Raw genomic sequence first — 14,460 nt, forward strand, 5'->3', positions numbered from 1 at the left:
GCCGGTCACTGCTGCCGGTTCATGAATTCCTGGATCTTGCGCGTCTCCCAGTCGCGACCCCAGCGCGACAGGCGCGTCCAGACCAGGATGCCATGCACACCCAGTCCCAGCCCCCATGCCAGCGTGGTGGTCAGCGGCCACGGCCAGCCCGTGGTGGCGTAGTGCGACCACGACGGGGAGGGGAAATAGAAGAAGCGCAGCCAGAGCCAGCTGTTCACCACCACGTAGATCAGCAGGTGGATATACCAGCCACGCAGCGCCCGCACCATGCGGCGGGCACGCCAGTAGGCCCAGGCCTGGGCGTCGTCGGCGCTGGCGTTGGGGAAGGGGGGATGCATGTGTCGCATGGCTCTGTCCTCGTCTCGAATGTCGTTGCGATGTGACAGGTATAAGCCACGGCGGACGCACTTGCCAGGGGCAGGTGCCGAACCGACGGCAACCTGTCGCCAACGACGGCGAGGCGGCGCGAGTGACGGGGGGCTTGCGGCAGCCTATGCCTCCCGCGACACCTCCACCAGGCAGCTCATCGCGTTCGGCCCCTGGGTCAGGTCCGATGTGCCGATGTCCAGCGTCAGCGTGTTGGCGGCACCGGCGCGGTCCACGCCGCCGGCATCGGGGTCGTACCAGGCGCCGGTGGCGATCATCGCCACGCCGGGTGCCACGCCGTCGCTCACCGCCAGCCCTGCGGCAATCGCGCCACGCGCATTGTGCACGCGCACCCGCATGCCCGGATGCAGGCCGCGCGCGGCCGCATCGGCCGGATGCAGCGTGATCCGTTCCGCGCCGGCCACCTTGCCCGACTGGGCCAGCGGGGCTGCGTCAAGCTGGCTGTGGAGCCGGTCGGCCGGCTGCACCGATACCAGGTGCAGCGGGTGGCGCTGTGCCTCGGCCGCGCCCAGCCATTCGACGGGCGGCTGCCAGTTCGGATGGGTGCCGCAGTCGTCGGACAGCGCGCCGAGGGTGGGGCTGGCAAGCTCGATGCGTCCGCTCGGCGTGCGCAGCGGGTGGGCCTGCGGATCGTGCCGGAAATCGTCGAACAGCACGAAATCCTCGGTCGGCGCGGGCAGGGCCACATGGCCGCTGCGCCAGAACTGGTCGAACGGCGGCAGTTCGATACCCGCGCGTGCCTGGGCGTCGCGGCAGCGCGCGTAGATCGACGCGATCCAGCCACGTTCGTCGAGGCCTTCGGTGAAGGCCTCGCGATAGCCCAGACGGTCGGACAGGTCGCCGAAGATATCGAGATCGCTGCGGGCCTGATGCAATGGCGCGATGGCCTGGTGCATCGCCAGCACGTAGCGGTCGCGTGACGAGCCACCGATATCGTTGCGTTCGAGCGCGGTGGTCACCGGCAGCACGATATCGGCATGGCGCGCGGTGGCCGTCCAGCAGATGTCCTGCACGATCACCGTCTGCGGCCGCGCCCATGCCTGGCGCAGCCGCGCAAGCTGCTGATGGTGATGGAACGGATTGCCGCCTGCCCAGTGGACCAGCCTGATATCCGGATAGTGCCGCGTTTCGCCCTTGAACCGGTAGGCGGTGCCCGGATTCAGCAGCATGTCCGACAGCCGCGCGCAGGGGATGTCGAGGTTGGCGGGATTGCGGCCAACCGGCATTTCCGGCCCCGGCGTGGCAACGCGCGGGTTGCCCACGCCGTTCATCGATCCGTGCCCGAAGCCGAAGCCGCCGCCCGGCAGGCCGATCTGCCCCAGCATGGCAGCCAGTGCTATGGCCATCCAGTACGGCTGTTCGCCACGATGCTGGCGCTGCACCGCGAAGCTGCAGGTGATGTAGCTGCGCTTGCCCGCCAGCTGGGCGGCCAGTTGCACGATGCGCGCGGCCGGAATGCCGGTGATGGCAGCCGCCCAGGCGGGCGTCTTCGGCTCGCCGTCGGCGCTGCCCAGCAGGTAGGCTTCCAGTTCGGCCCAGCCGCTGCAGTGCGACTGCAGGAACGCGGCGTCATGCGAGCCGGTGCGGCGCAATTCGTAGGCCAGCGCCAGCATCAGTGCCACATCGGTGTTCGGCCGGATCGGAATCCATTCGGCACCGAGGAATTCGGGGCAATCGTCGCGCGTGGGGCTGATATTGATGACCGTGGCGCCGCTGGCCGCCAGCTTGCGCAGCCACTGTTCCTGCGTATGCTCGGCCGCGCCGCCCGACGACACCTGGCCGTTCTTCAGCGCCAGTCCGCCGAACGCGACAAAGACTTCGGTGTTGGCGATCAGGCTGGGCCAGACGGTGACACGGCCCGTCAGGGGCCGGTCGGTGCCGATCACGTGCGGCAGCAGGAACTGCGCGGTGCCCCAGCTGTAGTTGCCAACCTGGTCGACGCAGCCGCCGCCGGTGAAATGAAAGCGGCGGATCAGCGAGCGTGCGTGATGCAGCCGCCCGGCCGATGACCAGCCGTAGGAGCCGCCGAACACACCCGACGGGCCGTGTTCGGCACGCGCGCGCTGGATCTCGCCGGCCACCAGGTCGAGTGCCACGTCCCACGAAACCGCGACGAAATCGTCGCGGCCGCGCGCATGGCCGTCGCTGGCCTCGCGCTGCGCCAGCCAGCCGCGCCGCACCATCGGCGTGCGGATGCGCGTGGGCGAGTAGACCATCGGCACGATCGAATCGAGCAGCGGCGACGGGTTTGGATCGGCCGCGAACGGTTCGCAGCGGATCAGCCTGCCATCGTCGACGACGGCCGTGAAGGCGCCCCAGTGCGCCAGTTGCGGGTAGCGGCGGACGGTCACGGTATCAGTCGCCCTGGATGCCGGCCTTGCGGATCAGGTCGCCCCACTTGGCGCGTTCGCTATCGAGCAGTTTGGCGAACTGCTGCGGCGTGTCGGAGGTGGCATCCATGCCCGATACGGCCAGGCGATGGCGGATGTCCGGGTCGGCCATGACCTTGACCAGCGCCTTGTTCAGCTGCGTGACGACGTCGGTCGGGGTGCCGGCCGGCGCGACGAGGCCGTACCAGTTGGTGACGTCATAGCCCGGCACGCCGGCCTCGGCCACGGTCGGCACGCCGGGAAACTGCGGTGAGCGTTTGGCGGTGGTCACCGCCAGCACGCGGAGCTTGCCCGAGGCAATCAGCGGCTTGGCAGACGGATCGGAGAACGTGATCGGCACCACGCCGCCCATCACGTCGGTGAGCGCCGGGGTGGTGCCCTTGTACGGCACATGCTGCATCTGCACGCCGGCCAGCATCTTGAACTGCTCGGCCGCGATCTGGCCGATCGTGCCGTTGCCGCCCGACGCGTACGAGAACTTGCCGTTCGCGCTGCGCACGGCCGCCAGCAGGCCCTGCACGTCCTTGTACGGTGTGTCGGCACCCGTGACCAGCACGTTGGGCATGGTTACCAGCACGCTGACCGGCGCGAAGTCCTTCTGCGGGTCATAGGCGAGCTTGCGCAGGTTCGGCCAGATCGTGAACGATCCCGGGGTGGCGATGTAGAGCGTGTAGCCATCGGGCGCGGACTTGGCGACCAGGTCCGTGGCGATCAGGCCGCCCGCGCCGGGCCGGTTGTCGATGATGACGTTGGCCTTGAGCTGGTCCGACAGCGCCGGGGCAATGGCGCGCGCCAGCGCGTCGGCACCGCCCCCGGGCGGGAAGCCGACTACCACGCGGATCGGTTTCGATGAATCGGGCCAGGCCGCGTGGGCCAGGGGTGTGAGTAGGGCGAGGCTGAGAACGAGGGCGCGGCGGGCGAACATGGTGAGACTCCGATGGTCTTGCTTGAGGCTTGGTAAGGCGTTCTGGCGCTCGCCCTCTCTCCCGGCCCCTCTCCCGCAGGCGGGAGAGGGGAGCGAACCGGAAGCGGTCGAGTCGCCGTGGGTTTGCTCTCCTGTTCCGCGGGCGGAGAGGGGAGCGAACTGGAAGCAGTCGAGTCGCCGTGGCTTTGCTCTCCTCTCCCGCAGGCGGGAGATGGGAGCGAACCGGAAGCGGTCGAGTCGCCGTGGGTTTGCTCTCCTGTTCCGCGGGCGGGAAAGGGGAGCGAACCGGAAGCGGTCGAGTCGCCGTGGGTTTGCTCTCCTGTTCCGCAGGCGGGAGAGGGGAGCGAACCGGAAGCGGTCGAGTCGCCGTGGGTTTGCTCTCCTGTTCCGCGGGCGGGAGAGGGGCGCGAACTGGAGCATTCGCGCCCCTGGTTTTCTCCCCTCTCCCGTTCACGGGAGAGGGGCGGGGGAGAGGGCAGGCCGTTGTCATGCCGGATCGACAGGTTCAGATCGATACCGTGTCCCATTCCCACGCCACGAACGCCAGGCGTTCGCCGGTATGGACCACGGGGTCGCTGCGCAGGCCGATCAGCACGCCGTCGCGCGTGAGCGGCCTGACGGGCGTGAGCGAGGCGTCGAGCTTGAGCGTGTCGCCAATCGATGCGCCTTCGCCGACCTTGTCGCCAGCGCGTGCGGCGGGAATGAACAGGCCGCCGTCATCGGCGGTAATCCAGCCGCGCCGGGTCACGCGGCGCAGTGTGGTTGCGGCGGGCCTGGCCGGTGGGCCGTCGAGAATGCCCATCTGCACGGCCAGCGTGTGGAAGCCGGTCTCGGCCACGGCGATATTGTCGGCCTCGAAGCGGCTGCCGCTGCCCAGTTCGAGCATGAATGCGCAGACCCCGGCGGCCAGGCACTGATAGTCGAGCGCGCCGGCGATATTGCCGGGCAGCTCGCCCTTGCCGCCCACGTCCTGCTGGCAGGCCACGTGCGGGTGAAACGGTGCCATGGCGGCCAGCACATCGGCTTCGGTCACGCTGCTGCCTGGGTGGACCTTGTAGACCGTGTAGGGGCGCGCATCGAACAGCGGATTCATCGTATGCAGGTTGATGAGCACGTCGGCCACGCCGCGCACCTCGCTCATCAATGCATGGGCCAGCCGTTCGGATACCAGGCCGCCGGCATTGCCCGGATAGGTCTGGTCCAGGTCCAGTTCGTCATACGGATTGCGCTTGCGCCTTGCGTCGAGCGCCTGTGGATTGCCCGTGGGCGTCACCACCACGTTGCCGCGCATGGTGGCGGGGTCCAGGCTGCGCGCAAAGCGCAGGGCCGCCACCATGCCGTTGATCTCGTCGCCATGCACCTGGCCGTGCAGCCAGAGCGTGCGGCCTGGCTGCGCACCACGCACGGCCACGTAGGGCAGCGTGACGGACATGCCCGAGGCCATCGAGCCAACGGGCAACTGGCCGCTGGTGCGGGCGGGGCCGGATTGCTGGCGCAGCCAGTCACCGATGATGGGCATGGGAAGTGTCCTTTTCTGTCGAGTCGAGATGGGCAATGGCGGCGAACGCCTGGTCCAGGTCCGCCAGCAGGTCGGGCACGGCTTCCAGGCCGATATGCAGGCGGATCACGGTGCCGTGCCGCGACCAGTCCGTGATGCTGCGCGCGCGCCGCATGTCGGCCAGTACGGCCAGGCTTTCGAAGCCGCCCCACGAGGCGCCGATGCCGAACAGCTGCAGGCTGTCGACAAGGCGTTCGGGCGCAACCGGTGCCTGCGAGCGCAGCGTGAACGACAGCAGGCCGTTGGTGCCATGGCAGTCGCGCTGCCACAACGCGTGATTGGGATCGTGCGGCAGGGCGGGGCAGAAGACATCGGCCACCTCGGGGCGGTCGAGCAGCCACTGCGCCACGGCCAGCGCGCTGGCCTGGTGCTGCGCCAGGCGCGCACCGAGCGAGCGGATGCCGCGCTGCACCAGATAGGCATCGTCGGGGCTGACGGTCATGCCGAAGGCATCGGCCATGGTCGCCAGCGGCTGCCATGCGGCCTCGGTGGTGCAGACCGTGCCCATCATGACGTCGGAATGGCCGCCCAGGTACTTGGTGGCGGCCATCAGCGAGATATCGGCGCCAAGCGTCAGCGGGCGGTACAGCATGCCCGAGCCCCATGTGTTGTCCGCCGCCACGAGCGCGCCGTGCGCATGGGCGCGGGCGGCCAGTGCGGGCAGGTCGCACATTTCATAGGCCAGCGAGCCGGGCGCCTCCACATAGACCAGGCGCGTCTCGGGGCGCAGCTTCGCGTCCAGGTCGGAACCATCGGCAGCATAGAAGTCGGCCGCGATGCCGTGCTGGCGCAGGAACCCATTGGCGAGGTTGCGTACCGGCTCGTAGACGCAATCGGGCAGCAGCACGTGCTGGCCGGGGCGCACGTAGGCCAGGATCGTCATCGCGGCCGCGGCCAGGCCCGACGGAAACAGCCGCGTGCGATAGCCGCCTTCGAGCGTGGTCACCATGTCTTCGAGCGCGAAGTTGGTGGGATTGCCACGCGCGCCGTAGGTGAACAGCCGCTCGGTGTCGCGCCGGGCGCGCATCTCGCGCTGCTGCGCGACGGAGTCGAACAGCACGGTGCTGGCACGCACCACGGGCGGGTTGACCGGCTGTCCGCCGGGCACGGACGCGGTGCGTCCGGCATGGGCAAGGCGTGTGGGGAGCGCTTTCGTCATTGGCTGGCCTGTGGGTTGGCGCATGTTGTATGAGGGTGTCGCAAGGCGCGTGCCTGCTTCAGTCCACGTGCGCGCCGGACAGCTTGACGATCTGCGACCAGCGGGCGATGTCCTGCTTCATCTGGGCGGCAAATGCCTCGGAGCTGTTGGCGACCACGTCGCTGCCGCCTTCGTTGATGGTTTTCACCACATCAGGCATCTGCAGCACCTGCACCATGGCGCGGTTCAGCAGCGCAACGCGTTCCGGCGACGTGCCGGCCGGTACGAAGAAGCCGTACCAGTCCTCGAAGCGTGCATTGCGATAGCCCAGTTCTTCAAGCGTGGGCACCTTGGTGAATACCCCGAGACGGCGCGGGCTGGTGACGGCCAGCGCACGCATGCGGCCGGTCTGGATGAAACCGGACACCGACGACGTGGACGTGATCAGCACGTCGACCTGCCCGCCGAGCAGGTCGTTGATGGCCGGGCCCGCGCCCTTGTAGGGCACATGCTGAAGCGCCACATGGCTGTCCTTGTCGAGCACCACGCCCACCAGGTGTGACAGCGTGCCGTTGCCGGGTGTGGCAAACGTGATCTTGTTCGGCTGCGCCCTGGCCTGCGTGGCGAGTTCCTCGAACGTCTTCCACGGGGCGTTGGCCGATACCACGATCGCCAGCGGCGCCGCGTTGATCTGCGTGACCGGGATGAACTGCCTGACCGGATCGAAGCCGGGCGCGCGATACAGGGTCGGGTTGACCGCCATGATCGATACCTGCGAGGTCAGCACCGTATAGCCATCCGGCTTGGCCTCGGCCACGTAGCGCGTGCCGATGTTGCCGCCCGCGCCGCCGCGATTGTCGGTCACGGCGCTCTGGCCCAGCACCTGCGACAGGCGCGTGGCCACTACGCGGGTCACGGCATCGTTGCCGCCGCCGGCCGGGAACGGCGACACGATGCGCAGCGGCTGCGACGGAAATCCGTTGACGGGCGCCACGGGCTGTTGCGCCGGCGCGGCGGCGGACAGCGTGACGGTGGATGCGGCAACCAGGTACTGCGCAAGACGTGACGACAGGCGTGATGACATCGGACGGGACATGGGGGCGACCTCGTTCTTCTTTGGCAGGTGGATAGTGGGATGGCTGGGGGGTAATCAGCCGGCGGGCGGGAAGCGGAACGTGGCCAGTTCCTGCGCGTCGAGCTGGGCGATCAGGCCGGTTTCCCAGGCCAGGTACTGGCGCGCGGCGGCCTTGTTGCCGTCGTGGCGGTCATGCACGAAAAACAGATAGTCGATGCAGTGCGCGTCGGGCAGCGTGTCGGCGCCCTGGCGCACGGCATGGCCGGCATCGCGCCAGGCCGGGAAGCCGCCCTGCAACCGGCGCAGGGCGCGGTAGCCCAGCGCGCGCAGATCCGCGACGGCCAGTTCGGCGGGGTCGTCGCCATCGGCATCGCCGATCAGCACGAGCGTGGTGTCGTGCGGCACGCCGCGCAGGTCCTGCGCCAGGCGTGCCCGGGTGGACCAGCGCGCGCCGGCGACGTGCCCGGCCCGGTAGGCCATGCTGCCGCGCAGGTCCAGCGCCAGCATCGACTTCGCTTCCAGGCCGGCCACCAGTTGCGCGTCGGATACGGCCGGCAGTGCGGTCACTTCATGCGCCGGCCCCCGGGCCGCGCGCACGCCGGCAGCCAGACCGGCCTGCAGGCCGCCGTCCAGCACCACGGCGTCGTGGCCCATCTGGCGCAGCCAGCTGGCTACCACGGTGGCGCGCACGCCTTCGGCATCGAACAGCACCAGTCGCGCGCGGCGGATGCCGACATACTGGTCGGTGGCCTGCATCAGCTGGCCGCCGGGCGTGTGCTGCGCGCCGGGCAGCGTCTGGACGGCGAATTCCTCGGCGGTACGCACGTCGCACAGGAACGTGGTGCGTGCCGTGTCGGTCAGCCAGGCCCTGGCCTGTGCGGCGTCGATGTGCGGCACGTCGAAGCGCTGCGTCAGCGCCTGGGCGGCATTGCGGGCGGTGTCGATTTGCTGCGGCAGGCCGTTGTCCGGATAGCGCGCGGTGCCGCCGTGTTCGAGCGTGAAATCGTTCAGGTACCAGCCCTGCGTGCCGTTTTCGAGCGCGTAGACCGGGTTGGTGACGCCGAAGTTGATCAGCGACTGGGCCCCGATGATGCTGCGCGTGCGGCCCGCGCAGTTGATGACGATCGGGGTGGCGCTGTCGGGCACCAGGTCGCGCAGGCGATAGGCGAGTTCGCCGTTGGGGCAGCAGATCGCGCCCGGAATATTCATCTTGCGGAATTCGCTGGCGGGGCGTCCGTCGAGTACCACGGGCGCCTGCGGGCCGGCCTGCATTGCGGCCAGTTCCTGCGCGGTGACGCGCGGCGTGTGGTAGTGGTGCTCGGCCAGTTCGCCAAAGGTCTTCGACGGGACGTTCACGCCTGCAAACAGCGTGTAGCCGGCCTCGCGCCAGGCCGGCATGCCGCCGTCGAGCACGAACACGCTGGTATAGCCAAGCGATGCCAGCGCCGTGGCTGCGGCCTGCGCCACGCCGTCGCCGTCATCGGCCAGCACGATGCGCGCATCGGTGCGCGGGGCCAGGCGGCCGACATCGAGCTCCAGCCGGCTGTAGGGCATCGGCACGGCATAGAACGGATGGCCCTCGCCATACTGGCCGTGCTCGCGGACGTCGAACAGCGCGATTTCGTCGGCATCGTGCAGCCAGCCCTTCAGGGTGACGGCGTCGACGGCGGTGTAGGTGGGCTGGGTCATGAAATTTGGGCAAAAAGGGGGCCGTCCTCGCTGCAGCAGCGAGGAATCGGTCTGGATCTCGGGAGTCGATGGGGCGCGCAGCGGCCCCGGTCAGGCTGTGGTCTAGCGGCGGGTCTGTACGCCCACGTTCATGATCTGGCAGCGTCCGGTCTCGAGGTCGAACGTCAGCCGTTCCGTCAGTGTTTCCAGCGCGCGGCCGTACATGTGCAGGTGGCGGATGACGGCGTCGCCACGGATTTCCACGGAATGGATGTCGTCGGGCAGCAGGGCGATGCCGTTGCGCGGGCCCACTTCCACCGTGTGCGAATGTTCGAGCGTGCCCACGTCGGGCTGGCTGCCGTCGTCGGTGCGCACGTAGACGTCGTTGAATTCCACGCCGCTGACGCCGGCCACGCAGGCCCAGGTGGTGTGGTTATGCGGCGGAATGCGCTTGCCGGGCCGCATCACGTTCAGGTACAGCGCGTAGGTCTGGTTCGGATCTTCGGCGATCAGGTAGCGCGCCTGGCGCTCGTTGGCCTCGGGCGGCGGATAGTCGGCTTCATTCCACAGTTCGGACCGGGCCGCCAGTTCTTCCACGAGGGGTAGCACTTCGGCCAGGCTGGCGCGGGTAACGCCGCCCTTGTCTACAATGTTTCTAATGGATTCGATAGTGTCGCCAACGGCGGACTGGCGCTGTGCTGCGAGGGACATGGTGCGATCAATCCTTGCAATCTCTGTTTTTCGGGGGTAGAACGGTGCTTCGTGTTTCACTGTAATGAACACCTGTCCTGAAAACCACTTAATGCGCGACGAAAATCCATTAGCGCTGCTAATGAATGCGAAACCTTGACCTCGACCTGTTGCGCACGCTGGTCGCCATTGCCGATCACGACACGTTCGGGGCGGCGGCCGAGGCCGTGCAGCGCACGCAATCGGCCGTCACCCAGCAGATGCAGCGGCTGGAAGAGCAACTGGACCTGCCGCTGTTCGAGCGCCAGGGGCGCAGCAAGCAGTTCACGCGGCATGGCAAGAAGCTGCTCGAATACGCCCGGCAACTGCTCAGCACCAACGACGAGGCGCTGCGGGTGCTGCGCGAAGGCGACCTGACCGGCTCGCTGCGCATTGGTGCACCGCATGACGTGGCCGATACCATCCTGCCGGTGCTGCTGTCGCATATCGCGCGGTCGTCGCCGGCCTTGCGGCTCGAAATCCATGTCGGCCGCAGCCCGTTCCTGATGGAGTCGCTGCGGCGCGGCGAGATCGACCTGACGGTTTCCACGCGCGAGGACAGCGCGCTCGAAGGCATCGTGCTGCGCACCACGCCAACCATCTGGGTCTGTGCGGCCGACTTCGTCTACGAACGTGGGACGCCGGTGCCGCTGATCCTGGCCGACGAGCCGAGCCTGTTCCGCAAGCTGTCGCTGGAGGCGCTGACGCAGGCCGGCGTGCCATGGCGCATCGCCTATCTGGCCCCGAGCCTGATTGGTATCAAGGCAGCGTTGCGCGGTGGGCTGGGCATCACGGCTCGCAGCATCGATTTGTTGCAGGCCGACATGCGCATCCTGGGCGAAAGCGATGGCCTGCCACGGCTGCCCGATGTCACGTACTACCTGTGGGCGCGTCCCAATGCGGTCAATCCTGTGGCACGACATGTCTTCTCGATGCTCAAAACGGCGTTGCAGCGCGGGCTGGCCAGCGCCTGACGCCGGCGGCTGCCGCGAACATCCCAATCTTCCCGATCGGGCAAAGACGAAATCGTAGGGCGCGCGCGGCACGGCGCAAACGAAGAAGATCGCGTATGGATATGCGGGCGCACAGCGCGCCGCATCGCGAAAGGAAAATGAAAGCCATCGGAAAGCTGCCGGAAAGAAATGCGATCCATGGACATCCTGCCTCGCGTTCCGTTCGGCGGAACAGGTGGAATTCACTGTTGCGTGAAACGCGTATTGCGGCGCGTCAAATATCCCCTATCTTTGCACCACTGTCGTTCAGATTTTGACCAGGAGGTGCTGAGATGAACAACACGACCCTCGACGCAGGACTTCAGTCCTTCCGCACGCAGGCCAGCGACGACGCCGTCACGGCCATCCACCATCAGGACATCGTTGCCGCCTTCACGGCCCAGCCCGCTGCTTCGCCGGTCGCCGTGCTGCATATGCTCTATCCGCGTACCGATGCACGCACGCATCGCAGTCTCGATCACCTGGTCGGCGCACTGCGCAACCACGGTCTGCACGAGGTAGCCACGCTGATAGAACGCGAGGCGCATTACCTGGTTTTCAAGGATCCCGTGCAGGCATGGCGCGCGCTGCATGAAATCCGTCACGATTCGCTGGCGATCGGCGTCCACCTCTACTATCGCGGCGTGACCGGCGACGCGGCGGAGCGGGCGCTCGACAGCGACGCGCATCGCCTGCATTGAGGCGAACTGGCAGGAAATCCATGCAATGACAAAGCCCGCATCCGATGATGCGGGCTTTTTTCTTTGGCCGATGTTTCGGGCCGCTGCCTGCTAGCCGCCCAGCACGCGCCCGTTGCGGTTGTCGATCACTTCCATGGTGGTCGCCGTCGCGCCGGGCCCCGCCGTGTAGCGGACGTCGCGGAATGACAAGGGCTTGCCATCGGCGGATCGCACGACCAGGGTTTCGATGGGTTTGCCCGTGGCATCCTCCACCAGCGACACGGGCGGCTTGCCCGTGGCCGTTGCCCACCGGTCGCCCCACTGCATCAGCGCGACCAGCACCGGGTACAGGTCTTCGCCCTTCGTGGTCAGGCGATAGCCCTCGGTGTTGGCGCGGCCTTCCAGCGGAAAGCGTTCAAGGATGCCAAGCTCGGTCAGCCGTTCCAGGCGCGCGGTCAGCACATTGCGTGCAATGCCCAGCCCGCTCTGGAATTCGTCGAAGCGCGTCGAGCCCTGCATGCACTCCCGCACGATGAGCAGCGACCACCATTCGCCCACTTCTTCAAGCGAGCGCGCGATGGAGCAGTTCATGTCAGTGAAACGCTTGCGATACATGGCGAAAACTCCTGGCAATCCGATCTGTTCGGAAGGCTCCTTGTACCATACATTAGTTTTGTCACGCAACTAATGAGGGCGATCCACGCATGCGAGGGGTCATGCGGAAACGCGTACGCCGGCGCCGGCCGTCTGCGCCCGGGCAATGGCCGCAACGCGGTGCGTGGCCAGATACGAGACGATCAGCGCCAGCACCAGCAGGCCGCTGCCCACGTAGCCAAGGCTGTGTGCGCCGATGCTGGGGATGGCCGCCGCGCCGAGCAGGCCGGCAATTGACACGCCAACATAGGTGGCGGAGGTATTCAGGCCGACCAGCAGCGGCGCCATCGACGGCGACAGCGTCACAAGCCGGAACTGTTGCGGCACCAGCACGCCCCAGCAGCATGCGCCCCAGATGGTGACGGCGATGGCGGCGGTCCAGAGATGCGCGCCGGTCCAAGGCATCAGCACAAGGCTCAGCGTCACGGCGGTCAGCATGCCGACCACCACCCGGTTGGCGCCCATCTTGTCGAGGATGCGTCCGGTGAACAGATTGGACAGCGTGCCGGCCAATCCCCAGAGCACGAGCAATCCACCCAGCACGGCCGCACTGCCGCCAATGGCGCGATCGAATACGACCGAGAAGTACGTATAGACGATGAAGGTGCCGATCTGCGCCAGCAGCGTGGTGGCCAGGATCAGGCCAACGCGCGAGTCGCCCAGCGGCGCAAAGCGCTTGCGCAACGATACGGCCGGCGGCAGCGGCACCTCCGGCATCAATGCCCAGACGCCGGCAAAGGCCACCGCGCCAAGGGCCGCCACAAAGGCCAGCGTCCAGCGCCAATCCACCAGGCCGCCAATGACCGCGCCAATCGGGGTGCCCAGCGCGGTGGCGGTGGTCAGGCCCGCGACGATGATCGACAGCGCAAAGCCGCGCCGCTCGGGCTTGACCAGCATCGTGCCAACGCCGCTCGCAGTCGGCGAGAACAACGCGGCGCCGAAGCCGGCCACGACGCGCGTCAGCAACGCAAAGCCCAGGGTGGGTGCCAGCGCGGTTGCGATATTCGCCACCACGAACAGGCCCAGTCCGGCCAGCAGCACACGCTTGCGCGGCATGCTGGCGGCCAGCGCTGCCAGTACCGGTGCCAGCAGCGCATAGCTGATGGCATACACGGTAGTCATCTGCCCGGCTGCGCCGATGCTGACGTCGAAGTGCCGGGCGATCTCGGGAAGGATTCCCGCGAAAACAAAACTGTCGGTCCCCAGGGCAAACATGCCCAGGGCCAGGATAAGAAGTCGACGATCCAAGATGTTCTCCGTCAGGGTCGGCTACGGGCGGGGGATGGTGCCGCAGATAGTTGCGTGACGAAACTATAGGCAAGTTAGTTGCGTGACGCAACTGAAAATAAGTCTGCAGGTTTTGTGACGAATCAGGCGTGTGATGCCCGCGTGGCTGGCTGGCGGCAGGTCACCGGCATGCCTGTGGCTTGGGATACAGTAAGGGCCCGTTCAATCGTCCACCCAAGGTTTCATTCATGTCCGATTTCGTAGTCGACCGCGTGCTGCTGACCAATGACGATGGCATCGAGGCGCCAGGGCTTGCCGTGCTGGAGCAGGTAGCCGCCACGCTGGCCCGCGAGGTCTGGATCGTGGCCCCCGATCACGACCAGAGCGGCACGTCGCACTCGATCAGCCTGCATGCGCCGCTGCGCGTGGCCGAGCATGGGCCGCGCCGGTTTGGCATCAGCGGCACCCCGGGTGACTGCGTGGTGATGGCCGCGCGCCATCTCATGCGCGACGCGCCGCCCGACCTGGTGCTGTCCGGCATCAACCGGGGTGGCAACCTGGGGCTGGAAACGGTGTTCTCCGGCACGGTTGGGGCCGCCATGACCGGCATGTTGCTCGGTATCCGTTCCATCGCGCTCAGCCAGGTCTTCACCGACCGCAACGCGGTGAAGTGGCAAACCTCGCGGACGCTGGCGCCCGATGTGATCCGTCGCCTGCTGGCGGCCGGCTGGACCGACGGGGCCTGCCTGAACGTGAATTTTCCCGATATCGAGCCGGAGCAGGCCGGCCCGCTGGTGGTGTCGCGCCAGGGCATGGGGCTGGTCAAGGCCATCAATGTGCGCGCGCACGTGGACCCGCGCGGCATTCCCTACCACTGGCTGCAGTTCTCGCGCGGCCCGCGGCCCGACGTGGATGACGCAGAAGCCATGGTGGTGGGGCGTGGCGCGGTGTCGGTCACGCCGCTGCGCTTCGAGCGCACCGACGACGAGGCCGCCACGCAGCTGGTCACCCAGCTGGCGGCCGCGTTGAAGGGCTAG

At 67.6% G+C, this 14,460-nt stretch carries 13 protein-coding genes; 3 read left to right on the plus strand and 10 right to left on the minus strand.

All coding sequences use genetic code 11. The annotated features are described in order from the left end of the window. Positions 1 to 5: 5 nt before the first annotated feature. The 8 genes from ACOABP_RS26780 to ACOABP_RS26815 form a co-directional block, all read right to left on the minus strand. Positions 6 to 338, minus strand: coding sequence for a 2TM domain-containing protein (locus ACOABP_RS26780; RefSeq protein WP_474228743.1), 333 nt, complete (start codon positions 336 to 338; stop codon positions 6 to 8). A gap of 153 nt (positions 339 to 491) precedes the next feature. Beyond that, complete coding sequence (locus ACOABP_RS26785) at positions 492 to 2,738, minus strand: molybdopterin-dependent oxidoreductase (RefSeq protein ID WP_474228745.1); 2,247 nt, start codon at positions 2,736 to 2,738, stop codon at positions 492 to 494. Positions 2,739 to 2,742: 4 nt separating this feature from the next. Beyond that, on the minus strand, positions 2,743 to 3,702 hold the full coding sequence (locus tag ACOABP_RS26790) for a Bug family tripartite tricarboxylate transporter substrate binding protein (RefSeq protein WP_474228747.1): 960 nt from the start codon (positions 3,700 to 3,702) through the stop codon (positions 2,743 to 2,745). 505 nt (positions 3,703 to 4,207) lie between these two features. Continuing rightward, positions 4,208 to 5,221 carry a M14 family metallopeptidase gene (locus ACOABP_RS26795; protein WP_474228748.1) on the minus strand — a complete coding sequence of 338 codons (1,014 nt, stop codon included), beginning with the start codon at positions 5,219 to 5,221 and terminating at the stop codon, positions 4,208 to 4,210. Next, positions 5,205 to 6,419, minus strand: coding sequence for a cystathionine beta-lyase (gene metC, locus ACOABP_RS26800; protein ID WP_474228749.1), 1,215 nt, complete (start codon positions 6,417 to 6,419; stop codon positions 5,205 to 5,207). The genes ACOABP_RS26795 and metC overlap by 17 nt, the downstream gene beginning before the upstream one ends. A gap of 58 nt (positions 6,420 to 6,477) precedes the next feature. After that, complete coding sequence (locus ACOABP_RS26805) at positions 6,478 to 7,494, minus strand: Bug family tripartite tricarboxylate transporter substrate binding protein (protein ID WP_474228751.1); 1,017 nt, start codon at positions 7,492 to 7,494, stop codon at positions 6,478 to 6,480. Between the two features lie 54 nt (positions 7,495 to 7,548). Next, positions 7,549 to 9,162 (minus strand): rhodanese-like domain-containing protein, encoded by a 1,614-nt coding sequence (locus ACOABP_RS26810; RefSeq protein ID WP_474228752.1) that lies wholly within the window; start codon positions 9,160 to 9,162, stop codon positions 7,549 to 7,551. A 102-nt stretch (positions 9,163 to 9,264) separates the two neighbouring features. Further along, positions 9,265 to 9,852, minus strand: a complete 588-nt coding sequence (locus ACOABP_RS26815) for a cysteine dioxygenase family protein (protein WP_474228753.1) — start codon at positions 9,850 to 9,852, stop codon at positions 9,265 to 9,267. Positions 9,853 to 9,977: 125 nt separating this feature from the next. On the opposite strand from ACOABP_RS26815, the gene ACOABP_RS26820 reads away from it, so the two are divergent. Further along, entirely contained in the window at positions 9,978 to 10,844 is an 867-nt protein-coding gene (locus ACOABP_RS26820) for a LysR substrate-binding domain-containing protein (RefSeq protein WP_066741463.1), read from the plus strand. Between the two features lie 311 nt (positions 10,845 to 11,155). Continuing rightward, positions 11,156 to 11,563 carry a hypothetical protein gene (locus tag ACOABP_RS26825; protein ID WP_474228755.1) on the plus strand — a complete coding sequence of 136 codons (408 nt, stop codon included), beginning with the start codon at positions 11,156 to 11,158 and terminating at the stop codon, positions 11,561 to 11,563. Positions 11,564 to 11,653: 90 nt separating this feature from the next. Here the strand turns inward: ACOABP_RS26825 and ACOABP_RS26830 are convergent, their stop codons facing one another. Together ACOABP_RS26830 and ACOABP_RS26835 are read right to left on the minus strand one after the other, a co-directional pair. Continuing rightward, a complete protein-coding gene (locus tag ACOABP_RS26830) occupies positions 11,654 to 12,157 on the minus strand; it encodes a winged helix-turn-helix transcriptional regulator (RefSeq protein WP_474228756.1) in 504 nt (167 codons plus the stop codon). A 99-nt stretch (positions 12,158 to 12,256) separates the two neighbouring features. After that, positions 12,257 to 13,444, minus strand: a complete 1,188-nt coding sequence (locus tag ACOABP_RS26835; RefSeq protein WP_474228758.1) for an MFS transporter — start codon at positions 13,442 to 13,444, stop codon at positions 12,257 to 12,259. 227 nt (positions 13,445 to 13,671) lie between these two features. On the opposite strand from ACOABP_RS26835, the gene surE reads away from it, so the two are divergent. Then, positions 13,672 to 14,460: a 5'/3'-nucleotidase SurE gene (surE, locus tag ACOABP_RS26840; protein ID WP_474228759.1), complete on the plus strand. Its 789-nt coding sequence runs from the start codon at positions 13,672 to 13,674 to the stop codon at positions 14,458 to 14,460.

Source organism: Cupriavidus sp. HE11, from assembly GCF_056097175.1.

Excerpts from the sequence above, each read along its gene's own strand:
- ACOABP_RS26780 (WP_474228743.1), bottom strand. The coding sequence starts at position 338 with ATGCATCCCCCCTTCCCCAACGCCAGCGCCGACGACGCCCAGGCCTGG.
- ACOABP_RS26790 (WP_474228747.1), bottom strand. The coding sequence starts at position 3,702 with ATGTTCGCCCGCCGCGCCCTCGTTCTCAGCCTCGCCCTACTCACACCC.
- ACOABP_RS26795 (WP_474228748.1), bottom strand. The coding sequence starts at position 5,221 with ATGCCCATCATCGGTGACTGGCTGCGCCAGCAATCCGGCCCCGCCCGC.
- metC (WP_474228749.1), bottom strand. The coding sequence starts at position 6,419 with ATGACGAAAGCGCTCCCCACACGCCTTGCCCATGCCGGACGCACCGCG.
- ACOABP_RS26805 (WP_474228751.1), bottom strand. The coding sequence starts at position 7,494 with ATGTCCCGTCCGATGTCATCACGCCTGTCGTCACGTCTTGCGCAGTAC.
- ACOABP_RS26810 (WP_474228752.1), bottom strand. The coding sequence starts at position 9,162 with ATGACCCAGCCCACCTACACCGCCGTCGACGCCGTCACCCTGAAGGGC.
- ACOABP_RS26815 (WP_474228753.1), bottom strand. The coding sequence starts at position 9,852 with ATGTCCCTCGCAGCACAGCGCCAGTCCGCCGTTGGCGACACTATCGAA.
- ACOABP_RS26820 (WP_066741463.1), top strand. The coding sequence starts at position 9,978 with ATGCGAAACCTTGACCTCGACCTGTTGCGCACGCTGGTCGCCATTGCC.
- ACOABP_RS26825 (WP_474228755.1), top strand. The coding sequence starts at position 11,156 with ATGAACAACACGACCCTCGACGCAGGACTTCAGTCCTTCCGCACGCAG.
- ACOABP_RS26830 (WP_474228756.1), bottom strand. The coding sequence starts at position 12,157 with ATGTATCGCAAGCGTTTCACTGACATGAACTGCTCCATCGCGCGCTCG.
- surE (WP_474228759.1), top strand. The coding sequence starts at position 13,672 with ATGTCCGATTTCGTAGTCGACCGCGTGCTGCTGACCAATGACGATGGC.